The following is a 22,258-nucleotide window of genomic DNA, read 5'->3' as shown; positions in this document are numbered from 1 at the left end:
CATCTGGGCGGTCGCCGGCCATTTGGAGCACAACGATGTCGGACGCAAGCCTGGAACCCCGTTTGGAATTCGTCACCTGCGCCAGCCCCGCGGGCCTGCACCGCATGGCGTACTGGGAGTGGGGCGATCCGGCCAACGACCAGGTGGTGGTCTGCGTGCACGGTCTGACGCGCAGCGGCCGCGACTTCGATACCCTGGCGCGCCGGCTGGCCGGCCGCTACCGCGTGGTCTGCCCCGACGTGGTGGGCCGGGGCCGTTCCGATTGGCTGGTGAATCCGGCGTTCTATACCGTGCCGCAGTACGTGTCCGACATGGTGACGCTGGTGGCCCGGCTGCGGCCCGCCCGCCTGTCGTGGGTGGGTACGTCGATGGGCGGCCTGATCGGCCTGGGCCTGGCCGGCGCCGCCGCGTTCGCGCGGGCAATGCTGCCGCTGCGCCCGCACGTGGGCATGCTGCCGCCGCAAGCCGGGGTGCGCTTGGAAAAACTGGTGCTCAACGACGTCGGCCCGCGCCTGGAAACCGGCGCGCTGGCCCGCATCGGCCAGTATGTGGGCGAACCGGGCGCATTCGGCTCGTTTGCCGAGGCCGTGGCCAACATGCGCGCCAATTCCGGGACCTTCGGGCCGCATACCGACGAACAATGGGAACACCTGGCGCGCTTCGTCTATCCCGAGCAGGACGGCAAGTGGGTCAAGCACTATGACCTGGCGCTGGCCCAGCCGATGGCGATGACGCCCGAGGAACTGGCCGCGGGCGAACAGGTGCTGTGGCGCTCGTATGACGCGATCGATTGCCCGATCCTGATCGTGCGCGGCGAGCAATCCGACCTGCTGACCCGCGCCACGACCGAAGAAATGCGCCAGCGCAATCCGCGCGCGCAGTTGCTGGAAGTGCCCGGCGTGGGCCACGCGCCGACGCTGATGGCGGACAGCCAGGTGACGCCGGTAGCGGATTTCCTGTTGGCGTGAGGCGGGGGCAGGGCGGCGGCGTCGGGCCAAGCGCTCAAGTGACGCGCCGGCCGCCGGTTCCTGCTAATGGGGACACCGCCGGCCACCCGCGCTATCCAGGGGCACGGGCCTTCTCTACAATAGGCCCTATGAAAACCCCTGTCCTGAACATCGATCTGCATTGCCATTCCACCGTGTCCGACGGCGCGCTGGCGCCGCGCGACGTGGCGCAGCGTGCGCATGCCAACGGCGTCGATGTCTGGGCCTTGACCGACCACGACGAAGTCGGCGGCCTGGCCGAAGCCGCGGCCATGGCACAGGAACTGGGCATGCGTTTCGCCACCGGGGTCGAGATTTCCGTCACCTGGGCCGGCCTGACCGTGCACATCGTCGGGCTGCGCTTTGATCCCGCCAATTCGGCGCTGGTCGAAGGCCTGCGCCAGACCCGCTCGGGCCGCGCTGAACGCGCCAAGCGCATTGGCGACCGCTTGGCCGAAATGGGCATGCCCGGCGCCTACGAAGGCGCGCTGCCGTTTGCCGGCAACCCGGAACTGATCAGCCGCACGCACTTTGCGCGCTACCTGGTCGAAGCCGGCTACTGCCCCGATGTGCAGACCGTATTCACCAAGCACCTGGGCGACGATCGCCCCGGCCACGTGCCCATGCAGTGGGCCACGCTGGCCGAAGCGGTGGGCTGGATCCGCGGCGCGGGCGGCATTGCCGTCATCGCGCATCCGGGCCGCTACAAGTACACGCCCTTGCAGTTCGCCGCGCTGTTCGACGAATTCCTGCAGCTGGGCGGCTTGGGCATTGAAGTCACCACGGGCAGCCACACGGTGGAAGAAGCCCGGCAGTACGCCGACGTGGCGCGCCGCTATGGTTTCCTGGCCTCGCGCGGGTCGGATTTCCACAGCCCGAAAGAAAGCCGGATGGACCTGGGCCGCTTGCCGCCTTTGCCGTCCGATCTCAAGCCGGTCTGGCACGACTGGTTCTAGGGGCGACAGGCCCTATGCGGGCGGTGCGATGCCGCCTGGCTCATGGCACGGTGCGACCGTGCCGCCCTTGATCTGAATGTGCGCCCGAGGCGCTGCCGCCATGAACAAAGCATTTGTCAAAGAATCCGACAACGAGGACGACGACGACCTGCCGCAGGCCCAGGCCTTGCCGGCAGGCACCAAGAACTACATGACGCCCGAAGGCTACGAACGCCTGCGTGCCGAATTGACGCACTTGATGAATGTCGAGCGCCCGTCGGTGGTGCAGGTGGTGTCCTGGGCCGCGTCCAACGGCGACCGGTCCGAGAACGGCGATTATCTCTATGGCAAGAAGCGCCTGCGCGAAATCGACCGGCGCATGCGCTTTCTGACCAAGCGGCTGGACATCGCCGAGGTCGTCGACCCGGCCATCCAGCCCAACCGCGACCAGGTCTTCTTCGGCGCCACGGTGCTGTATTCCGACAAGGCCGGTGAAGACCACACGGTCACCATCGTGGGCGTGGACGAAGCCGAGCCGCTGGCCGGCAAGATCAGCTGGATATCCCCGGTGGCGCGCGCGCTGATCAAGGCCCGCGAAGGCGATACGGTGGTGCTGCGCACGCCGGGCGGCATCGAGGAACTGGACATCCTGGAAGTGCGCTATCCCGAGTAGCGTGGTCTGAAATGACGTGCATGGGATGAGGGCGGCTTCGCGCGCGTTACCCCAATCAGACAGCGGCAATCAGACAGCCGCATCGGGCTTACGCCAAAAAGGCGACGGGCGCCGGCTTGTGGCCGGCGCCCGTCTTTTGGTGGGCGGGATCTGGCGTCCCTGCCTCGGTTGGCGGCTTGCGCCGCCGTTCCCCTGGGGCTTGCTGCTTATTTCTTGCGGGCGGCGATGGACTTCTCGGCCATGTTGACCAGGTCTTCGCCGATCTGCTTTTTCCACTTGTCGTAGACGGGCTGGGTGATCTTGGCGAACGCGTCGTGGTCGGCCTGGCTGAGCGAGGTCACGGTCACGCCGTGGCCTTCGATTTCCTTGAGCAGCGACGGATCTTCCGGCGTGACGCCCTTGCGCGCGATCACGATCTGCTGCTTGCCGGCGTCCAGCGCGGCCTGGCGCACGATGTCGCGGTCTTTTTCCGACCACGAATTCCAGACCTCGCGGTTGACCACGAAGATCAGCGGATCGGCCACGTAGTTCCACAGCGTCAGGTACTTCTGGCCCACGGTGTAGAGCTTGGAACCGGTGTAGATGGACAGGGGGTTTTCCTGACCGTCGACGGCGCCGCTGGCCAGCGCCGGCTGGGCGTCGGCCCAGCTCATCTGCGTGGGATTGGCGCCCAGCGCGGTGAACGTGTCGATGTACAGCGGCGAACCCACCACGCGCAGCTTCATGCCCTTCATGTCTTCGGGGCGCTTGATCTCGCGCTTGGAATTGCTGAGCTGGCGGTAGCCGTTCTCGCCCCACGCCAGCGGCACCACGCCGGCTTTTTCGATGAGCTTGAACATCTCTTTGCCGACGTCTCCCTGCACCAGCGCGTCGATGGCGGCGTAGTCGGGCATCAGGAAGGGCAGCGAGAACAGGTTCAGCTGCTTGACCTGCGGCGACCAGTTGATGGTCGAGCCCACGGCCATGTCGATCACGCCCTGGCGGATGGCGGTGAATTCGCGGGTCTGGTCGCCCTGCACCAGCGAGGTGCCGGGGTAGACCTTGATGTTGATGCGGCCCTGGGTGCGCTCGCGCACCAGGTTGGACCAGATCTCGGCGCCCTGGCCCCACGGGAAGGTGGTGCCCACGACGATGGAGAGCTTGTATTCGGCCTTGTAGTTCTGCGCCAGCGCAGCCGGCGCGCCGACCACGGCGGCGGCGCACAGGGCGGCGCCGATCAGGTTGCGGAATTTCATGTTGCGTCTCCTCTCTTTGCGGGTTTGTCTGTTGTTGTCATGCATGCCATGCCTGCCCGGGCGCATACCCGGCCAGGCGCCCTCAATAGCCCAGCTTGTGCGGCAGCCACAGCGCCAGTTGCGGAAACGCCAGCACCGCCACCAGCACCAGGAACATCGCGCCCAGCAACCACACCACCCAGCGCACCGTGGATTCCATCGGCACGCGCGCAATGCGGCACGACACCATCAGGTTCACGGCCAGGGGCGGGGTGAACTGGCCCAGCGCCACCTTCAGCGTCAGGATCACGCCGAACCACACCGGGTCCCAGCCATAGGCTTTGGCGATCGGCATCAGCAGCGGCACGAAGATCAGGAAGATCGAGATGCCGTCCAGGAACATGCCGACGGTCATCAGCAGCAGGATCAGCAGCGCCAGCACGCCCCATTCGCCCAGCCCGGAATTGACGATGGCATGGGTGATGGGGTCGATCACGCTCAGCGTGGACAGGGCCCAGGCGAAGATGCCGGCCAGCGTCACGACCAGCATGATCACGGCGGACAGCTCGGCGGCTTCGCGCAGGATGGTGTACAGGTCGCGCAGCTTGATGGTGCGGTGGATGCACATGCCCACGAACAGGCCGTAGAACACGGCCACGACCGCGGCTTCGGTGGGCGTGAACCAGCCCATGCGCATGCCGCCCAGGATCAGCACCGGCGCGGCCAGGCCCCACGAGGCCTCGCGCAGGCTCTTCCAGAACGGCGGGCGCGGCAGGTGCGCTTCCAGCATGCCCATCTTGTGCTTGCGGGACAGCCACACGGCCGGCACGATCAGCGCCAGGCCGGCCAGGATGCCGGGCACCATGCCGGCGGCAAACAGCGCCGGCACCGAGGCTTCGGGCACCAGCACCGAATAGATGATGAAGGCGACCGACGGCGGGATCAGGATGTCGGTGGCGGCGCCCGCGGCCACCACGGCGGCCGAGAACGGCCCGGGGTAGCCGGCGCGCGACATGGCGGCGATCATCACCGCGCCCACCGCGGCGGCGCAGGCCGGGCCGGAACCCGAGATGCCGCCCAGGAACATGGCCACGGCAATCGACACCAGCGGCAGCATGCCCGGGCCGCGGCCGACGATGGCGATGGCGAAATCCACCAGCCGCCTGGCCACGCCCGAGCGGTCGAAGATGGAGCCGACCAGCACGAACATCGGAATGGCCAGGAGCGGGTACTTGGCCAGGCCCGCGTAGAAGTTCTGCGGCACGGTCAACAGGCCATACCAGGGCGTATCCAGGTTGGACAGCACGATGGCGACCGTGCCGCCGATGCCCAGCGCCACGCCGACCGGCACGCCGATCAGCATCAGCGCGATGAAGACCGCGAACAGGATGCCGGCGATCATGCCTGGTCCCCTTGGCCCGTTGCGTCCTTGCGCCGGATCAGCCGGCGCAGGGTGCCCAGCGTGCGCAGCGAGATCGCCGCGGCCATGACCGGCAGCCAGATCGAATACCACCAGGTGGGCACGCCGATGGCCGGCGAGGTTTCTTCGTAGATGTATTCGTCGGCCACCAGCTTGACCGACAGCACGGTCAGGAGCACGAAGAACGCCAGCACGCAGCCATTGGAAATCAGCGCCATGATGCGCTGGCGGCGGGGCGAGCCGTTGTCGGCCAGGATCTCGATGCGGATGTGATGGTTGCGCACGAAGGCGACGCTGCCGCCGACCATGGTCAGCACGATCAACAGGAAGACCGAGATTTCCTCGGTCCAGGCGAACGACTGGTCGGTGAAGTAGCGCACCAGCACGTTCAGGAAGGTAATGGTGGCCAGGGCCCCCAGCAGGATCACGGCCAGCCAGTCCTCGATGGCCAGCGGCACTTTCACGGCGGGATCTGTTTCGGCGGGGATGATCGGTTCAACAGGCTCGGCGGGGGCTTCGGGGCGTGACATGTGAGGCAACGGCCAGCGCGGCAGGGCGCTTTCTAGTTATAGGGTCGCTGCATCCTACCGTCGGGGCGCGGGCGCGGGTGTTCGTGTTTTCCCGCGCTGCGGTATGGCCGCAACATGGTGCGTTGCAATAGCGGGGCCGGCGGCGCGCAGGCGGCTGGCGGGAAAAACCGCGCTGGGGGCGGGGGTTTGTTCGCGATATTGCTTTGCAGCAGGGCCGCCGTTGCGTCGCGGAATTCTTTTGTAACATCGGACGGAATGCCGTTGTGAGGGGCCGGATCGGGGTTGCGGTAATCCCGGCTCCGGGAAAACCCCTTAAACAGGTAAAATCCTTTCTTTGCTCCCCTCCTTATACGGCGCCCGCATCGTGTCCCTAGTTCAGCATCTGCCTGGTTCCTCTGTCCTGTCCTCCTTTCGTCGTGATCGCCTGCTGGCGCAATTGAAGGAAGCCGGCCTGCCCGTGGCCGACATTTCCGCCCGCTACGAGCACTTCGTCAGCACCGACGCCGCCCTGACGGCCGAACAGCAGCAGCACCTGGCCCAATTGCTCGACTACGGCACCCCCGCCACCGGCGAGGCCCCCGCCAAGAGCCTGGCCCTGTTGGTCATTCCGCGCCTGGGCACCATTTCGCCGTGGGCCAGCAAGGCCACCGACATCGCCCACAACTGTGGCCTGTCGGCCGTGCACCGCATCGAACGCGGCGTGCGCTACACCATCACCCCCGAACGCGGCCTCTTGGGCACCAAGTCGTTCGATGACGCCATGCTGGCCCGCGCGGCAGACTGCCTGCACGACCGCATGACCGAAACCGTGGTCGACGCCAGCTTCGATGGCCAGGCGCTGTTCCAGGCGCTGGCCGGCAAGCCGATGCGCCAGGTCGGCGTGCTGGCGCACGGCGTCCAGGCGCTGGAAGAGGCCAACGTCACCCTGGGCCTGGCCCTGTCCGACGACGAAATCGAATACCTGGCCAAGTCGTTCACCGACCTGGGCCGCGATCCCACCGACGTCGAACTGATGATGTTCGCGCAGGCCAACAGCGAACACTGCCGCCACAAGATCTTCAACGCCCAGTGGGTGATCGACGGCCAGGAACAGCCCAACACGCTGTTCGGCATGATCCGCGCCACCCACAAGGCGCAGCCCGAAGGCACCGTGGTGGCCTATTCCGACAACGCCGCCATCATGGCCGGCGGCCCGGCGCAGCGCTTCCAGGCCGGCGTGCCCGGCGTCACGGGCGAGGGCGTCGACGGCGCCAGGTACATCCGCCGCGACACCACCGTGCACACCCTGATGAAGGTCGAAACGCACAACCACCCCACCGCGATCGCACCGTTCCCCGGCGCCTCGACCGGCGCGGGCGGCGAAATCCGCGACGAAGGCGCCACCGGCCGCGGCTCCAAGCCCAAGGCGGGCCTCACGGGCTTCACCGTGTCGCACCTGCGTTTCGACGACGCCCTGCAGCCCTGGGAAGCCGACCACCACGGCCTGCCCGAGCGCATTGCCTCGCCCCTGTCCATCATGATCGACGGCCCCATCGGCGGCGCGGCGTTCAACAACGAATTCGGCCGTCCCAACCTGCTGGGCTACTTCCGCTCGTTCGAGCAAAGCGCTGGCGGCACGCGCTGGGGCTACCACAAGCCCATCATGATCGCGGGCGGCCTGGGCAGCATCGACGCCGGCCTGACCCACAAAGACGTCATTCCCCCCGGCGCGCTGCTGATCCAGTTGGGCGGCCCGGGTTTCCGCATCGGCATGGGCGGCGGCGCGGCATCCAGCATCAGCATGGGCAGCAACTCGGCCGAACTGGACTTCGATTCGGTCCAGCGCGGCAACCCCGAACTTGAACGCCGTGCCCAGGAAGTCATCGACCGCTGCTGGCAGCAGGCCGAAAACAACCCCATCATCGCGATCCACGACGTGGGCGCGGGCGGTCTGTCCAACGCGTTCCCCGAACTGGTCAACGACGCCGGCCGCGGCGCCATCTTCGACCTGAAGCGCGTGCCCCTCGAAGAATCGGGCCTGTCGCCCGCCGAAATCTGGAGCAACGAATCCCAGGAACGCTACGTCCTGTCGATTCTGCCGAGCGACCTCGAGCGCTTTGACGCCATCGCCCGCCGCGAACGCTGCCCCTATGCGGTGGTGGGTGTGGCCACCGAAGAACGCCAGCTGCGCGTGGTCGACGGCGAAGGCCTGCCCGGCCTGGATGCCATCCGCCCGCAAGGCGAAGCCGAAGTCCGCCCGGTCGACGTGCCGATCGACGTCATCCTGGGCAAGCCGCCCCGCATGACGCGCGACGTGCGCCGCCTGCCCGGCGTGTCCGAGCCGCTGGACCTGGCCGGCATCGACCTCACCGAAGCTGCCTTGCGCGTGCTGCGCCACCCCACCGTGGCCAACAAGTCGTTCCTGATCACCATCGGCGACCGTACCGTGGGTGGGCTGTCCAGCCGCGACCAGATGGTCGGCCCGTGGCAAGTGCCGGTGGCCGATTGCGCCGTCACCCTGGCCGACTACGAAGGCTTCCGCGGCGAAGCCATGGCCATGGGCGAACGCACCCCCATCGCCATGCTGAACGCGCCCGCCTCGGGCCGCATGGCCGTGGCCGAAGCCCTGACCAACCTGGCCGCCGCCGACGTGGCCCGCCTGGAAGACATCAAGCTGTCCGCCAACTGGATGGCCGCCTGCGGCGTCGACGGCCAGGACGCCGCGCTGTACGACACCGTGTCCGCCGTCAGCGAACTGTGCCAGGCTGCCGGCCTGTCGATTCCGGTCGGCAAGGATTCCCTGTCCATGAAAACGTCCTGGGAACAGGACGGCGAGCAGCGCCAGGTGGTGGCGCCGGTGTCGCTGATCGTCACGGCCTTTGCGCCGGTGGGCGACGTGCGCGCCAGCCTCACGCCGCAGCTGCGCACCGACGCGGGCGACAGCGTGCTGATCCTGATCGACCTGGGCCGCGGCCTGCACCGCATGGGCGGCTCGATCCTCGCCCAGGCCTACAACCAGGTCGGCGAAACCGTGCCGGACATCGATTCGCCCGAAGCCCTGCGCGCCTTCTTCGTCACCATCCGCACGCTGGCCGAAGCCGGCACGCTGCTGGCCTACCACGACCGCTCCGACGGCGGCCTGTTCGCCACGCTGGCCGAAATGGCCTTTGCCGGCCGCACCGGCATCTCGGTCAACCTGGACATGCTCACCTTCGACCCGCAATCGGCCGATTGGGGCGACTACAAGATCCGTCCGGAACAAGTGGCCGTGCAGCGCGAAGAACTCACGCTCAAGGCGCTGTTCTCGGAAGAAGCCGGCGCCGTCATCCAGGTGCCGGCCGCCCAGCGCGACGCCGTCATGCAGGTGCTGCGTGGCGCGGGCCTGTCGGCCCACTCGCACGTCATCGGCGGCCTGAACGGCGCCGACGAAATCGAGTTCTACCGCGATGGCAAGAAGGTCTGGGGCCAGCCGCGCGCCGAACTCGCCCGCGCCTGGAGCGAAGTGTCCTACCGCATCATGTCGCGCCGCGACAACCCGGCTTGCGCGCAAGCCGAGCTGGACGTCTGGAACGACACGAAAGACCCGGGCATGACGCCTGCTGTCGCCTTCAACCCGCAAGAAGACGTGGCCGCGCCGTTCATCAACACCGGCAAGCGTCCGCGCGTGGCGATCCTGCGCGAGCAGGGTTGCAACAGCCAGGTGGAAATGGGCTGGGCGTTCGACACCGCCGGTTTCGAGGCCGTTGACGTCCACATGACCGACCTGCTGTCGGGCCGCGTGGATCTGGGCCTGGTGCAGGGCCTGGTGGCCGTGGGCGGCTTCAGCTACGGCGACGTGCTGGGCGCCGGCGAAGGCTGGGCCCGCACCATCCGCTTCAACAGCAAGCTGTCGGACCAGTTTGCCGCGTACTTCGCGCGCCCCGATACCTTTGCGCTGGGCGTGTGCAACGGCTGCCAGATGATGGCCGCGCTGGCCCCGATGATCCCGGGCGCCGAGCACTGGCCGCGCTTCACGCGCAACCAGTCCGAAAAGTACGAAGCCCGCCTGTCGCTGGTCGAACTGGCCAAGTCGCCGTCGATCTTCTTTGCCGGTATGGAAGGCGCGCGTATTCCGGTCGCCGTGGCGCACGGTGAAGGCTACGCCGACTTCTCCCAGCAGGGCGACGCCGGCCGCGTGCTGGCCGCCGCGCGCTTCATCGACAACTACGGCAATGCCACCGAGGCCTACCCGTTCAACCCGAACGGCAGCCCGGCCGGTCTCACGTCGGTCACCACGGCCGACGGCCGCTTCACGGTGATGATGCCGCACCCGGAACGCGTGACGCGCAACGTCATGATGTCGTGGGCGCCGGAAAAGTGGGGCAATGCGGATACCGGCGGCGCGTACAGCCCCTGGATGCGCATGTTCCGCAACGCCCGCGTCTGGACTGCATAAAAGAAGGCCCCCACGCCGCACGCGCGTTGCGCGCTTGCTGCCCCCCAAGGGGGCTCCCCGGCCTTCGGGCGGCCGGGCGGCCGGGGGGGCTTTTCCCGCCGACAAAAACCTCACCAGTTTCTGGTGAGGTTTTTTTTCGCCTGCTGGGCAAACCACGATGTAACCCAATGAGATATTTAACTTTTCATTGCATTGGGCCGTAAAGCAGGGGGACAGCCCGTCGCGGCTGCCTCATGCAAACCCGGAAAGGCCCCCCCCATGTTCAAGAATCTGAGTATCCGCGCGGTCCTGACGACCGCGCTTGGCGTTTTTTTCGCGCTTTTCCTGCTGACCGGCATTGCCGTCTATCAGCAGTTGACGTCCAACCGCAGTTCCATCGAAGTGCTGCTGGACACCAACCTGGTGCGATCCAACGCCATGGACGACGCAGGCGCCGAACTGTTGCGCGCCCGCCTGGTGCTGCTGGCGGCGCAGAGTGCGTTGCTGGAAGGCAAGCGCATCGACAACCTGGCCAGCATGCAGCGGCTGGACGGCTACACCAAGCGCGCGGCCGACCTGGTGCAGAGCGCGCGCCAGACGCCCGAGACGTCACCGGTGGGCAAGCCGCTCTTCGAGGCCGCCCTGGCCGCCTATGACGTGTACCAGCGCGATGCCATTTTGCCGATGATCGCGGCCATTCGCGCCGGCAATGCCCAGGAAGCCAGCCGGCTGAATCTGGACAAGGTGACGCCGCTGGGCATCACCTTCACGCAGGCCAACCAGAAGTATTCCGACTTTGCCGACGAGGTGGGACGCCGCGTGGCGAACGAGTCGTCGACGCGCATCAATGGCGCCATCGCGTTCCTGATCGGCCTGCTGGTCGTGGTGGCGGTGCTGGTTGTCGGCCTGTACGCCGTGTTCGCGCGCTCGGTGTTCCGGCCGCTGCACGACGCCGGCCGCCTGTTCGACCGCATCGCCAGCGGCGACCTGACCAACCGCATCGAGCAACGCGGCAACAATGAAATCGGCGTGCTCTACGCCGCCGTCAAGCGCATGCAGGACAGCCTGGCGCGCACCGTGGCCGCCGTGCGGCTGGGCGTCGAGGAAATCCATACCGGCTCGCGCGAGATCGCGGCGGGCAACATCGACCTGTCGTCGCGCACCGAGCAGCAGGCCGCCTCGCTGGAGGAAACCGCCGCCAGCATGGACGAGCTGTCGTCCACGGTGAAGAACAACGCCGACAGCTCGCGCAGCGCATCGCAACTGGCCGTGGCCGCTTCCGACGTGGCCACCCGCGGCGGCCAGGCGGTGGGCGACGTGGTGGGCACCATGCGCGCCATTGCCGACAGTTCCAACCGCATCGCCGACATCGTCGGCGTGATCGACGGCATTGCCTTCCAGACCAACATCCTGGCGCTGAACGCGGCGGTGGAAGCCGCCCGCGCCGGTGAGCAAGGCAAGGGCTTTGCGGTGGTGGCCAGCGAAGTGCGCGCGCTGGCTCAGCGCAGCGGCCAGGCCGCCAAGGAAATCAAGGGCTTGATCGACGACTCGGTGCAGAAGGTGTCGATCGGTTCGGACCAGGTGGAAGCCGCCGGCGCCACCATGCAGGAAATCGTGACGTCGGTGCGCCGGGTGACGGACATCATCAACGAGATTTCCAGCGCGTCCGAAGAGCAGTCGCAGGGCATCCAGCAGGTGAATCAGGCCGTGTCGCAGATGGACAGCGTGACGCAGCAGAACGCGGCGCTGGTCGAGCAGGCGGCCGCCTCCGCGGCGTCGCTGGAAACCCAGGCGCAACGCCTGCGCGAAGCGGTGGCGGTGTTCAAGCTGCAGGCCGGCCGGGTGATCGATGCCGATGCGCCCGCGTTGGGCCGGGACGGCGAACCGGTGTTGCTGGGCGCCTGAACCCGCCGCCGACCTGAATAGTGTTTCAGGCCAGCGCCCGCGCCAGCCAGTCGACCAGCGCGCGGGCGCGCGCCGGCAGGCGCCGCGGGCCGCTCAGCGCGTACAGCGTGACCGGTTCCATTTCCCAACCCGGCAGCACCGGCACCAGCCCGGCGGCAAGCGGGGCCGCCGTGCCGGTGGCGTGCAACGCGGCGATGCCCACGCCGCGCGCGGCCAGCTGCATTGCCATGGCGGGCGTGTCGACGCCATAGCGTTCACGCACCGTGACCACCACGCGTTCCGATCCCGACCACAGCCGCCAGCGAGCCGGCCGGCTATCGTGCCCGCGCTGCGGACCGACGTGCAGGCCGACGCAGTCGTGCAGCGCCAGGTCGATGGGATGTTCGGGCGGCGGCCGCTGCGCCAGGTAGCCGGGCGCGGCATACAGGCGGGCACGCAGGGCGCCCAGGCGATGCGCCACCCGGGCGGGGTCCGCCGGGGGTTCCAGGCCGATGGAAAGATCGCAGCGCTCGCGTGCCGCGTCAGTCTCGGCACCGCCCTGGCCCCACAGCACGCGCACGTCCGGATGCCGTTCGGCGAAGGCCGCCAGCGCCGGGGCCAGCGCATCGTGCACGCGGGCATCCGGCAGGGTCAGGCGCAGCGCGCCGGCTCGGGTCAGATCCACCATGGCGAGGTCCGGTGCGATCGCAATCGATCAGAACGCGTAGACCACGCCGACGCTGCCGAACACATTGGCGCGGCGCTCGGTCAGGGGGCTGTCGCGCGCGTCGCCCAGCAGCGTGTTCACGCCGACCGTGGTGATGGTGCTCCAGCTGGGGTTGATGCGATACGACCAGTTGGCGAACACGGCCGCCGACTTGAAGCCGGATGACGGCGAATAGGTCGACAGGCCTTCGCGGCTGCGTGCGGCCTGGCTGGACGTGACGCCGAACCAGGTCTGCATGGCATCGTGGCTGGCCCATTGCGTGCTGGCGCCGACGTTGACGCGGTGGGCGCCTTCCTGCCAGGCGTTATAGGTGGCGCGCAGTTCCAGCGTGCCGCCGTAGCCGCTGCGGGCCGCCTGGCGGTACGCCGCGCCGAGCGACCAGGGGCCGGGCGTCCATTCGACGAAGCCGCCGTAGGTGGCGTGGAAGTCGATGTCGTCCAGCCCCTTGGTGCGGTCGGCATCGCTGGCATCGCGGCCCAACGCCATGCCCAGGAAGACGCCGGCCTTCCAATCGGGCGCCAGGTCGGTCTGCAGGCCCATGGCGGGCAGGCCGGCGCGCGGCGAGATGAAGAAGTTGCCGGAATGGTAGTTGATCAGCGGCACGGGGAGGGCGCGGTAGTCGCGCGAGCCTTCATAAACCGGGACGTATCCCACGCCCAAGCCGATGAAATTGGTGCCGGGTTGATCGGCCTGGGCCTGGCCCGCGGCGCAGGCCAGGACGGCGGCGGTGGCGGCGCCTCTTGCTAACATTGCCAGCTTCATTGCGGGGATCTTCCTTTCTGGTGGGCCTTGCGCGCGGCATCGGCCGCAACGCGATAAGGCGCCCATTGTCGAAGCGCGCTTTTAAAAATTCTTTAAATCCCGGGCGGCACAATGCCGCACCGTGGATAGTCAGGGAGTGTTCGTGCAAGTCTTGCTGGTGGAAGACGACGCCATGCTGGGGGACGCCTTGCGCGCCAGCCTGGCGGGGTCGGGTATGCGGGTCGACTGGGTCCGCGACGTACCGGCTGCGCGCCTGGCGCTGGTCGAGCACAGCTACGGCGCGGTGCTGCTGGACCTGGGCTTGCCCGGGGGCAGCGGCCTGGCGGTGTTGAAGCACCTGCGGTCGCGCTACGACGCCACGCCGGTGCTCATCATCACCGCCCGCGACCGCCTGACCGAGCGGGTGCAGGGCCTGGATGCCGGCGCGGACGACTACATCGTCAAGCCGTTCCAGCTCGACGAACTGCAGGCGCGGTTGCGTGCGGTGGTGCGGCGCAGCCGCAATTCGGTGGTGTCGGCCCTGCGTTGCCGCGATGTGCTGCTGGACCCGGCCCGGCGGGTGGTCACCAAGGCGGGCGCCGAAGTCGTGCTGAGCGCCAGCGAATACCGCACCCTGCTGGCGCTGATGGAACGGGCGGGCCAGACCGTCAGCCGCGAACAGCTCGAATCCGCCGTGTACGGCGGCAGCGGCACCATCGAAAGCAATACCGTGGCGGTGTATATCCATCAACTGCGGCGCAAACTGGGTGACGACCTGGTGGCGACCGTGCACGGCCTGGGCTACCGCATCGCCACGGCGGACGCACCATGAAGACCCTGCGTCGACGTCTGACCATCACCTTGTTGCTGACGCTGCTGCTGACGTGGGCGGCCGTGTTCTTTTGCCAGCAGCACGCCATGAACGAGGCGCGCACCGGCATACGCGACCAGGCCTTGATGGACAGCGCCAACCAGACCATCCTGTCGCTGCGGCGCAATCTCTTGGCCGAAATGACCGATGAACGCTTCGAGCTGCCTCCCTCCAGCCTGTACCGGGGAGATCGCAGCCTGGTTCAGATCTGGTCCCTGCAAGAGCGCCGCCTGGTGCTGCGATCCCCGGAGGCGCCGGCCCAGCCCCTGAATCCGGGCTTCGAGGACGGTTTCAGTGACGGCCAGGGAGAGGGAGAGGGCCTGCGCGTGTATACGCTCAGCGATGCTTTCGGCCAGGTACAGGTGCAAATGGCGCGCGCTGACAGCGTGTTGCGGGCCGAGGCCGTGGCCGCCTTCAAGCGAGGCCTGCTGATCGTATCGGCGTTGTTCCTGCTATTGGCGGCGGCGATCTGGATCGTGGTGCGCCAGGCCTTTGCCCGGGTGGACCAGGCCGGCGAGGCGATCCAGCAACGCGCGCCGTTCGACCTGGCGCCCTTGCCGCTGGACGGCTTGCCCGGCGAGCTGCATCCCTACGTGCAATCCATCAATACTTTGTTGTTGCGTCTGCAAGCCGCCATGGACCATGAACGGCGCTTTCTGGCTGACGCCGCGCATGAACTGCGTACGCCTCTGGCCGCGCTCAGCGCCCAGACCGAACTGCTGTTGCAGGGCATTGCGGGGACGCCAGCGGCCGAAGTCGGCGTCAAGCTGCGCGCCGTGGCACAGCGCACCGCGCGGCTGGCCGAGCAATTGCTGGACCAGGCCCGGATGGACGCGGTCAGCGAAAAAGGCGCCGATCTGGAAGCCGTGGCGTTGGACCAACTGGTGGTGCTGCTGGTGCGCGACAGCGAATCGGCCGCCTCTCGCAAGCGCCAACGCATTCAGCTGGATGTACAGGCCTGCGAGGTGCGGGGGCGCATGGACAGCCTGGGCATGTTGGTGCGCAACCTGCTGGACAACGCCTTGCGCTACACCCCGGAAAATGGCCAGATCGCGGTGGCCTGCGGTCCCGCGCAAGATGGCGGAGCCTGGCTGCGCGTGGCCGACGATGGCCCGGGCATCGCGCCGCGGGAACGGGTGCGGGTGTTCGATCGCTTCTATCGCGGCGTGGGGGCGGGCGCGGGGGACGGCGGCAGCGGCATCGGCCTGTCGCTGGTGGCGCAGATTGCGGCGCGTCATGGCGCCACGGTGGCCTTCGCGCCGGGGCTGAATGGCCGCGGCGTGGCGCTGGTGGTGACTTTTCCCGGCGATGCGGCGCCAGCCAATACATGAAAACACCCCAAGGGGGGGCCGGCGTGTCCCACCCTTGAGGTGCGTTCATCGCATGGCGTCTGCCTGACGGCCCACCGCGCGGTCAGGCGCCGCCCCAGATCCGGTCCAGGGGCGCCAGAGGATTATTGATCCAGCTGGATCTTGGCGTCGGCCGCCACGTTCTTCCACTTCTTCACGTCGCTGGCGATCACGTTCTTGAACGCTTCCGACGTGCCGGCCACCACCGTGCCGCCCAGGCTGGCCATCTTGGCCTTCACCTCGGGATTGTTCAGCGCCTTGACCGATGCGTCGTGCAGCTTCTGCGTCACGTCGGCGGGCAGGCCCTTGGGGGCCAGCAGGCCATTCCAGGCATTGGCTTCATAGCGCGGCAGGCCGGCTTCCTTGAAGGTCGGCGTGTCGGGCAGTTCGGGCGAACGCGTGTCGGCCGCAATGGCAATCGGGCGAATCTGGCCGCCCTTGATGTACGGCAGCGAGGCCGGCACGGGTTCCCAGATCATCGAGACCTGGCCGCTGATCACGTCGGTGAATGCCGGGCCCGCGCCGCGGTAGGCGATGTGCATGAGCTTGGCGCCCGTCATCGACTTCATCAGTTCCATGGCCAGGTTGCCCAGGCCGCCCGCGCCCGACGAGGCGTAGGTGTATTTGTCCGGGTTGGCCTTGGCCGTCGCGATCAGCGCGTTCAGGTCGGCGGCCGGAAAGTCCTTAGTCACGCTCAGCACGCCCGGCACGGTGACCAGCTGCGTGATGGCGGTGAAGTCCTCTACCGCGTCGTACGTCAGGTTCTTGTAGACGGCGGGGTTGGTGCCGTGGGTGCTGGACGAGGCCAGCAGCAGGATGTAGCCATCGGGCGCGGCATCGGCCACAAAACGCGTGCCGATCGAGCCGCCTGCGCCGGCCTTGTTCTCGACCACCACGGTGGCGCCCAGTTCGGTGCCCAGCTGCGCGGCGAACACGCGGCCGATGATGTCGGCGGTGCCGCCGGGAGCGAACGGCACGATCAGGCGTACGGGCTTGTTGGGGTAGTCGGCCTGCTGGGCCGAGGCCGCGCCGGACAGCAGCGAGGCGCCGGTCAAGAGCGCCACGGCCAAGGTGGTTTTCGTCAATGTCATGAGTGTCTCCAGGCGAAGGTTAGTCGAGGCCGTTGAGCCAGTCGACGATCAGTTCGGCGATGCGGTCGCTGTTGCGGTCCAGCATGCAGAAATGCGAATTGCCGGCGATGCCGGCGGCGGGCAGGTCCAGCACGTCGGCCCGCTTGCCCGCGCGTTGCAGGGCGTGCCAATAGGCGTCTGTCTGGGCGCGGTAGCGCTGCCAGGTGTCGTTGGCGGCGAAGTGGTCGCCCCAGACCAGCAACTGCGGGGGCAGGGGGCCGTCGACCGTGGCGGGCGTGCCGGTGGGTTCCACCGCCACCACCGCGCGGATCGGGCCGGGGCATTCGCGCGCCAGTTGCGTGGCGTAGCCGCCGCCCTGGCTGTGGCCGATGACGATGCAGGGGCCGGCCAGGTCCAGCAGCAGGCGATAGGCGTCCAGCGCCATCGCGTCATGGTTCAGCCAGCGCGGCACGAATTGCTTGGCGAAGGTATCGAAGGCGTCTTCGGGAAACTGCTGCCCCGGATAGGCGCGCCGCGCCTGGCCGGCGGGCGCGTAGCCGTCGGCCGGGCCGATGCGAAACAACTGCCAGGCCTCTTCCTTGGAACGGAAGATGGGGGCGGTGTCGTAGACCTGCGGCGACATGGCCCACGATGCGCGGCCGCGTTCGGGCGCATCGGCCACGAACACGTCGTAGCCCGATTGCAGCAGGCGCCAGAGCCAGCCCTGGCGGCCGTCGGGCGTGCTTTCCCATTGGGCGCCCGTCATGCCGCCGCCGTGCCACAGCAGCACGGGGTAGGGGTGACGGGGCTGCGCCAGCCGGTATTCCTGCACGTAGAGCTGGCCGGCGCTGTAGCGGCCGTTCATGTCGATGGCGCGCGCCGAGGCGTTGCCCACCACTTTCTTTTGCAGCACCGGCAGCCCGCTGGCCACGACGTCGTGGCCGCCCAGAAAGTGGCTGCGCAGGGATTTCAGCAGGATGGGGGCGTCGGGCATCGGCATCTCCGGAATGACGCCGTAATACTAGTTGTAACCAAAGCCGGCCTTGTGCAAAATGTGCAGACGTTGTGCCGGATCGGCACAACGCCATAACAAGCCGTCGGAGACAAGATGGACATCAAGTGGCTGGAGGACTTCGTGGCGCTGTCCAAATCGCGCAACCTGTACCAGGCGGCCGAGGCCCGCAATATCACGCACCCGGCGTTCGGGCGCCGCATCAAGGCGCTGGAGGATTGGGCCGGCGTGCCGCTGGTGGAACGCGGCCACCAGGTGTCCACCCTGAACCCGGCCGGCCGCAGCATGCTGGCGGCGGCCATCGACGTGCTGGACATCCTGCGGGAAACCCGGCTGAGCCTGCAAAAGCCGGAACTGACCCGCAGCCGCAAGATCTCGATTGCCTCGGGCAAGACGCTGGCGCATTCGGTGCTGCCGGGGCTGATGGCCAGCGTGCAGCAGGGCATGCCGCCCTTCCAGCTGAAGGTGATCACCACCACCCTGAACTACGGCGTGGACATGCTGGCCGAGGGCGAAGTCGATTTCCTGCTGTGCCACGCCCATGAACCGCTGTACGCCCAGATCGACAACCCCAATTACCGCTGCCGCCGGGTGGGCGCTGACAAGCTGGTGGCGGTGAGCGCGCCGCTGGCCGCAGGCAGCAAGCATCCGCGCCACGCTGTGCCCAAGCTGGCCAGCGACCCGGCGGTGCCGTTCCTGGCCTACGCCGACAGCATGTCGCTGGGCCGCATCCTGCGCGACCGGCTGCGCGGCCTGTGCGTCACCGCGCAGTTGCAGACGATGTATGAATCGGACCTGGCCGACGCCCTGCACGCCATGGCCCGCCAGGGTTTCGGGCTGGCGTGGCTGCCGCACACGCTGGTCGAGGCCGACCTGCGCGCAGGCAGCCTGGTGCGCGCCGACAGCGCGCGCAACGACATCCATATGGAGATCCGGCTGTACCAGTCGGTGGACAACGCCAAGCCGCTGGCGCGCCAGGTGTGGGGCCGGATCGAGGCCTACGCGGCGCGCTAAAATAGCCGGATTCCCCCCTGACATTCCCTCACAGGATTCCGCGCCATGAACGCACGTATCCCCGAAGACGCCCTTCCTCCTACCCTCGATCCGAAGGCTCTGCAGGCTTTTGTGGACGACAAGTGGGACAACGAGATCATCCCCGCGCTGACCGACTACATCGCCATTCCGGCCAAAAGCCCGGCGTTCGATGCCGACTGGGAAAAGAACGCGTTCATCGAGCGCGTGGTGCGTGATGCGGCCCAGTGGGTCGAAGCCCAGAAGGTCTCGGGCCTGAAACTGGAAGTGGTGCGCCTGCCGGGCCGCACGCCCGTCATCTTCTTTGACGCGCCGGCCACCCGCAGCGACAACGGCGACACGGTGCTGCTGTACGGCCACCTGGACAAGCAGCCGGAATTCTCGGGCTGGCGCGCCGGCCTGGGTCCCTGGACCCCCAAATACGAAGACGGCAAGCTGTACGGCCGCGGCGGCGCCGACGACGGCTACGCCGTGTACGCCTCGCTGACCGCCATCATGGCGCTGGACAAGCAGGGCATTCCGCGCCCGCGCTGCGTCGGCATTGTCGAAACCTGTGAAGAATCCGGCAGCTACGACCTGCTGCCCTATGTGGACGCGCTGCGCGACCGCCTGGGCAACGTGGCGCTGGTGGTGTGCCTGGACTCGGGCGCCGGCAACTACGACCAACTGTGGATGACCACGTCGCTGCGCGGCATGGTGTCGGGCACGCTGGAAGTGCAGGTGCTGGACGAAGGCGTGCACTCGGGCGATTCCAGCGGCGTGGTGCCGTCGTCGTTCCGCATCCTGCGCCATCTGCTGGACCGCCTGGAAGACAGCGGCACCGGCCGCCTGCTGCCGCAAAGCCTGCATTGCGAAATCCCGGCCGAACGCATTGAACAGGTTTCCGCCACCGCCCGCATCCTGGGCGACGAAGTGTGGCGCCGTTTCCCCTGGAGCTGCGGCGCCGAAGGCGGTTTCGTGCTGCCGATGACCACCGAACCCGAACAGGCCCTGCTGAACCGCACCTGGCGTCCGACGCTGTCGGTGACCGGCGCCGAAGGCCTGCCGCCGCTGTCCAGCGCCGGCAACGTGCTGCGTCCGCGCACGGCCTTCAAGCTGTCGCTGCGCCTGCCGCCGCTGGTGGACGCCGTGGCCGCCTCGCAGGAAATCAAGGAATTGCTCGAAGCCGACGCGCCCTACAACGCCAAGGTCATCTTCAAGGCCAACGAAGGCGCCGCCACCGGCTGGAACGCGCCCGCATCCGTGCCGTGGCTGACCAGCGCGCTGGACGCCGCCTCGCAGCAGTACTACGGCTCGCCCTGCGGCTACATCGGCCAGGGCGGCACGATTCCGCTGATGAGCATCCTGCAAAAGGGCTTCCCCAAGGCGCAGTTCATGGTCTGCGGCGTACTGGGCCCGAAGTCCAACGCCCACGGCCCGAACGAATTCCTGCACGTGCCCTACGGCAAGAAGCTCACCGCCGCGGTCGCCCAGACCATGGCGGCCATGCCGACGGCCTGACGGACGCATACGCAATATCGGGCGCGGGCTGCATCAGGCCCGCGCTTTTCTTTTTCCAGGATTGCCCAGATGATTTCCACCTCCGACGCCTACGCCAACGTGGTCGCAGAAACCCGCCACTGGCTGACCCAGGCCGTGATCGGCCTGAATCTCTGTCCGTTCGCCAAGGCGGTTCAGGTCAAGGACCAGATCCGCTTTGCCGTCAGCGACGCGACCGACGCCGAAGGCGTGTTGACCGACCTGCAGGACGAACTGGCCCTGTTGGCCGAGACCGATCCGGAAAAGATCGACACGACGCTGCTGATCATTCCCGACGCGCTGGACGATTTCCTGGATTTCAACGACTTCGAGGAACTGTCCGACCGCCTGCTCAAGCGCATGCGCCTGGTGGGTGAATTGCAGGTTGCGACGTTCCATCCGCAGTTCCAGTTTGCCGATACGCAGCCGGACGACATCGAGAACTACACCAACCGTTCGCCGTACCCGATCCTGCACCTGCTGCGCGAAGACAGCATCGACCGCGCGGTGGAATCCTTCCCGGATGCCGCCGAGATCTACGAAAAGAACATCGAGACGATGAACCGCCTGGGTCTTGAAGGCTGGAAGCGTCTGATGACCAAGGCCTGATTGATGCCCACCGGGATATCCCTAGATAGCCCCGGCGTCATATTGCATACAAGATACCGTCATTGAGACCCCCGCCGTTCGGCGGGCGGCCTGTGCCTCCTTCCCCCCTTGTCGTTGATCGCATGGCTCGCCGCGGCCGGATGCCGCGCGCCTGCCGTGCACGCCTGTCCGGAGAGCCTTATGCCGTTCACCCGCCGCCATGCCCTGGGCGCGCTTGCCGCGCTGCCGTTGATGCCTCGCCCCGCCTGGGCGCAGGCTGACTTTCCTGCCCGCCCCGTGCGGCTGCTGGTCGGCTTTGCGCCGGGCGGCCTGACCGACATTGCCGCGCGCGCGCTGGCCGAGCGCATGGCCAAGATATTGAAGGGCAACGTGGTGGTGGAGAACCGCCCGGGCGGCCAGGCCATCATCGCCACCGTGGCCGTGGCGCGGGCCGAACCCGACGGCTACACGCTGGGGTTTGCCGGCACCAACGGCATGATCCTGAACCCGTTGCTGTACAACAATCTGCCGTACCAGGTGTCGGACTTCAAGCAGTTGGGGTCGATGGGCAAGTCGCCCATGCTGCTGATCGTGCATCCGGCGCTGGGCGTGAAGAACGTGCAGGAATTCATCGCGCTGGCCAAGAAAAAGCCGGGCGACCTGACGTGCGCGCACGCCGGGCGTGGCGTCATCAACCATCTGGCGCTGCTGCACTTCCAGTCCAAGACCGGCACGCAGTTTCAGGACGTGCCCTACAAGGGCAGCGGCCCCGCGCTGCTGGACCTGATGGCCGGCACGGTGCAAAGCACGTTTGATTTTCCGACCTCGGCGCTGCCCAACATCCAGTCGGGCAAGTTGCAGGTGCTGGCGGTGACGGCCGACCAGCGGCTGTCCAGCCTGCCCGACGTGCCCACCATGAAAGAGGCGGGCGTCGACGGCATGGAGCTTTACACCCGCATGATGATCTCGGGCCCGGCCGCGATGCCGGGCAGCGTGGTCCGCATCCTGGAAAACGCGGTGCGTGAAGGCACGCGCGACCCCGGCCTGGTGCAGCAGTTTGCCGCGCAGGGCGTGACGGTGGAATTCACCTCGTCGGCCGACCTGGACCGCGTCATTGCCGAAGAATCCGCGCTGTGGGCCGGCGTGATCCGCGCCAACAACGTGCCCAAGACCGACCTGAAAGGCTGAGAATCCGCCATGACCGAACAGCCCCGCATCACCGTCAGCCCGGAATTCGCGCTGATCGACGTTGCCCGCGAGATCCGCATCGATGGCTTCGCGCCCTATGCCTTCGTGACCGTCACGGCCCGCATGC

General features: G+C 67.6%; 18 protein-coding genes. 11 read left to right on the top strand and 7 right to left on the bottom strand.

Annotated elements, in window-relative coordinates:
- The first annotated feature begins 35 nt into the window (after positions 1 to 35).
- The 3 genes from HV798_RS14270 (at position 36) to greB (ending at position 2,594) form a co-directional block, all read left to right on the top strand.
- On the top strand, positions 36 to 968 hold the full coding sequence (locus tag HV798_RS14270) for an alpha/beta fold hydrolase (protein ID WP_175192085.1): 933 nt from the start codon (positions 36 to 38) through the stop codon (positions 966 to 968).
- A gap of 128 nt (positions 969 to 1,096) precedes the next feature.
- Complete coding sequence (locus HV798_RS14265) at positions 1,097 to 1,942, top strand: 3',5'-nucleoside bisphosphate phosphatase (RefSeq protein WP_175192086.1); 846 nt, start codon at positions 1,097 to 1,099, stop codon at positions 1,940 to 1,942.
- Positions 1,943 to 2,042: 100 nt separating this feature from the next.
- Positions 2,043 to 2,594, top strand: coding sequence for a transcription elongation factor GreB (gene greB / locus HV798_RS14260; RefSeq protein ID WP_025136048.1), 552 nt, complete (start codon positions 2,043 to 2,045; stop codon positions 2,592 to 2,594).
- A gap of 206 nt (positions 2,595 to 2,800) precedes the next feature.
- Here the strand turns inward: greB and HV798_RS14255 are convergent, their stop codons facing one another.
- The 3 genes from HV798_RS14255 to HV798_RS14245 all read right to left on the bottom strand — a co-directional run bounded on the left by HV798_RS14255 (position 2,801) and on the right by HV798_RS14245 (position 5,758).
- The gene (locus HV798_RS14255) at positions 2,801 to 3,829 is read right to left on the bottom strand and encodes a DctP family TRAP transporter solute-binding subunit (RefSeq protein ID WP_025136049.1); all 1,029 of its coding nucleotides are present in this window, start codon (positions 3,827 to 3,829) and stop codon (positions 2,801 to 2,803) included.
- A gap of 82 nt (positions 3,830 to 3,911) precedes the next feature.
- Positions 3,912 to 5,210, bottom strand: coding sequence for a TRAP transporter large permease (locus tag HV798_RS14250; protein WP_025136050.1), 1,299 nt, complete (start codon positions 5,208 to 5,210; stop codon positions 3,912 to 3,914).
- Positions 5,207 to 5,758 (bottom strand): TRAP transporter small permease, encoded by a 552-nt coding sequence (locus tag HV798_RS14245; RefSeq protein WP_175192087.1) that lies wholly within the window; start codon positions 5,756 to 5,758, stop codon positions 5,207 to 5,209. The genes HV798_RS14250 and HV798_RS14245 overlap by 4 nt, the downstream gene beginning before the upstream one ends.
- Positions 5,759 to 6,122: 364 nt before the next feature.
- On the opposite strand from HV798_RS14245, the gene purL reads away from it, so the two are divergent.
- Together purL and HV798_RS14235 are read left to right on the top strand one after the other, a co-directional pair.
- Positions 6,123 to 10,172: a phosphoribosylformylglycinamidine synthase gene (purL, locus tag HV798_RS14240; protein WP_175192088.1), complete on the top strand. Its 4,050-nt coding sequence runs from the start codon at positions 6,123 to 6,125 to the stop codon at positions 10,170 to 10,172.
- A 258-nt stretch (positions 10,173 to 10,430) separates the two neighbouring features.
- On the top strand, positions 10,431 to 12,056 hold the full coding sequence (locus HV798_RS14235) for a methyl-accepting chemotaxis protein (protein WP_175192089.1): 1,626 nt from the start codon (positions 10,431 to 10,433) through the stop codon (positions 12,054 to 12,056).
- A 25-nt stretch (positions 12,057 to 12,081) separates the two neighbouring features.
- Here HV798_RS14235 and HV798_RS14230 read toward each other — a convergent pair whose 3' ends face one another.
- Positions 12,082 to 12,723, bottom strand: coding sequence for a substrate binding domain-containing protein (locus HV798_RS14230; RefSeq protein WP_175192090.1), 642 nt, complete (start codon positions 12,721 to 12,723; stop codon positions 12,082 to 12,084).
- Positions 12,724 to 12,750: 27 nt separating this feature from the next.
- The gene (locus HV798_RS14225; RefSeq protein WP_175192091.1) at positions 12,751 to 13,524 is read right to left on the bottom strand and encodes a MipA/OmpV family protein; all 774 of its coding nucleotides are present in this window, start codon (positions 13,522 to 13,524) and stop codon (positions 12,751 to 12,753) included.
- Between the two features lie 142 nt (positions 13,525 to 13,666).
- Here HV798_RS14225 and HV798_RS14220 point away from each other — a divergent pair, with 142 nt between their 5' ends.
- Together HV798_RS14220 and HV798_RS14215 are read left to right on the top strand one after the other, a co-directional pair.
- A complete protein-coding gene (locus tag HV798_RS14220; protein ID WP_175192092.1) occupies positions 13,667 to 14,335 on the top strand; it encodes a response regulator transcription factor in 669 nt (222 codons plus the stop codon).
- A complete protein-coding gene (locus tag HV798_RS14215; protein WP_175192093.1) occupies positions 14,332 to 15,705 on the top strand; it encodes an ATP-binding protein in 1,374 nt (457 codons plus the stop codon). Before HV798_RS14220 ends, HV798_RS14215 begins: the two co-directional genes overlap by 4 nt.
- 122 nt (positions 15,706 to 15,827) lie before the next feature.
- Here HV798_RS14215 and HV798_RS14210 read toward each other — a convergent pair whose 3' ends face one another.
- Positions 15,828 to 16,814, bottom strand: coding sequence for a Bug family tripartite tricarboxylate transporter substrate binding protein (locus HV798_RS14210; protein WP_175192094.1), 987 nt, complete (start codon positions 16,812 to 16,814; stop codon positions 15,828 to 15,830).
- Between the two features lie 19 nt (positions 16,815 to 16,833).
- The gene (locus HV798_RS14205) at positions 16,834 to 17,787 is read right to left on the bottom strand and encodes an alpha/beta hydrolase (protein WP_175192095.1); all 954 of its coding nucleotides are present in this window, start codon (positions 17,785 to 17,787) and stop codon (positions 16,834 to 16,836) included.
- A gap of 114 nt (positions 17,788 to 17,901) precedes the next feature.
- Between HV798_RS14205 and HV798_RS14200 the strand changes: the two genes are divergently transcribed.
- From HV798_RS14200 to HV798_RS14185, 4 genes are all read left to right on the top strand, one after another.
- Positions 17,902 to 18,819, top strand: a complete 918-nt coding sequence (locus tag HV798_RS14200) for a LysR family transcriptional regulator (protein WP_175192096.1) — start codon at positions 17,902 to 17,904, stop codon at positions 18,817 to 18,819.
- A gap of 45 nt (positions 18,820 to 18,864) precedes the next feature.
- Complete coding sequence (locus HV798_RS14195) at positions 18,865 to 20,337, top strand: M20 family metallopeptidase (protein WP_175192097.1); 1,473 nt, start codon at positions 18,865 to 18,867, stop codon at positions 20,335 to 20,337.
- A gap of 69 nt (positions 20,338 to 20,406) precedes the next feature.
- A complete protein-coding gene (locus tag HV798_RS14190) occupies positions 20,407 to 20,964 on the top strand; it encodes a DUF1415 domain-containing protein (protein ID WP_025136063.1) in 558 nt (185 codons plus the stop codon).
- A gap of 180 nt (positions 20,965 to 21,144) precedes the next feature.
- Complete coding sequence (locus HV798_RS14185) at positions 21,145 to 22,131, top strand: Bug family tripartite tricarboxylate transporter substrate binding protein (protein ID WP_175192098.1); 987 nt, start codon at positions 21,145 to 21,147, stop codon at positions 22,129 to 22,131.
- The last annotated feature ends 127 nt before the right edge of the window (positions 22,132 to 22,258 follow it).

Source organism: Achromobacter deleyi, from assembly GCF_902859705.1.
Lineage (GTDB): Bacteria > Pseudomonadota > Gammaproteobacteria > Burkholderiales > Burkholderiaceae_B > Achromobacter > Achromobacter deleyi.
This window is presented reverse-complemented; position numbering and strand designations above follow the sequence as displayed.

Bases quoted from the DNA above. Each gene is read 5' to 3' on its own strand.
- HV798_RS14270 (WP_175192085.1), top strand. From the start codon at position 36: ATGTCGGACGCAAGCCTGGAACCCCGTTTGGAATTCGTCACCTGCGCC.
- HV798_RS14225 (WP_175192091.1), bottom strand. From the start codon at position 13,524: ATGAAGCTGGCAATGTTAGCAAGAGGCGCCGCCACCGCCGCCGTCCTG.
- HV798_RS14230 (WP_175192090.1), bottom strand. From the start codon at position 12,723: ATGGTGGATCTGACCCGAGCCGGCGCGCTGCGCCTGACCCTGCCGGAT.
- HV798_RS14195 (WP_175192097.1), top strand. From the start codon at position 18,865: ATGAACGCACGTATCCCCGAAGACGCCCTTCCTCCTACCCTCGATCCG.
- HV798_RS14265 (WP_175192086.1), top strand. From the start codon at position 1,097: ATGAAAACCCCTGTCCTGAACATCGATCTGCATTGCCATTCCACCGTG.
- HV798_RS14235 (WP_175192089.1), top strand. From the start codon at position 10,431: ATGTTCAAGAATCTGAGTATCCGCGCGGTCCTGACGACCGCGCTTGGC.
- HV798_RS14255 (WP_025136049.1), bottom strand. From the start codon at position 3,829: ATGAAATTCCGCAACCTGATCGGCGCCGCCCTGTGCGCCGCCGCCGTG.
- HV798_RS14200 (WP_175192096.1), top strand. From the start codon at position 17,902: ATGGACATCAAGTGGCTGGAGGACTTCGTGGCGCTGTCCAAATCGCGC.
- HV798_RS14250 (WP_025136050.1), bottom strand. From the start codon at position 5,210: ATGATCGCCGGCATCCTGTTCGCGGTCTTCATCGCGCTGATGCTGATC.
- HV798_RS14215 (WP_175192093.1), top strand. From the start codon at position 14,332: ATGAAGACCCTGCGTCGACGTCTGACCATCACCTTGTTGCTGACGCTG.
- HV798_RS14185 (WP_175192098.1), top strand. From the start codon at position 21,145: ATGCCGTTCACCCGCCGCCATGCCCTGGGCGCGCTTGCCGCGCTGCCG.
- HV798_RS14245 (WP_175192087.1), bottom strand. From the start codon at position 5,758: ATGTCACGCCCCGAAGCCCCCGCCGAGCCTGTTGAACCGATCATCCCC.
- HV798_RS14205 (WP_175192095.1), bottom strand. From the start codon at position 17,787: ATGCCCGACGCCCCCATCCTGCTGAAATCCCTGCGCAGCCACTTTCTG.
- greB (WP_025136048.1), top strand. From the start codon at position 2,043: ATGAACAAAGCATTTGTCAAAGAATCCGACAACGAGGACGACGACGAC.
- HV798_RS14190 (WP_025136063.1), top strand. From the start codon at position 20,407: ATGATTTCCACCTCCGACGCCTACGCCAACGTGGTCGCAGAAACCCGC.
- HV798_RS14210 (WP_175192094.1), bottom strand. From the start codon at position 16,814: ATGACATTGACGAAAACCACCTTGGCCGTGGCGCTCTTGACCGGCGCC.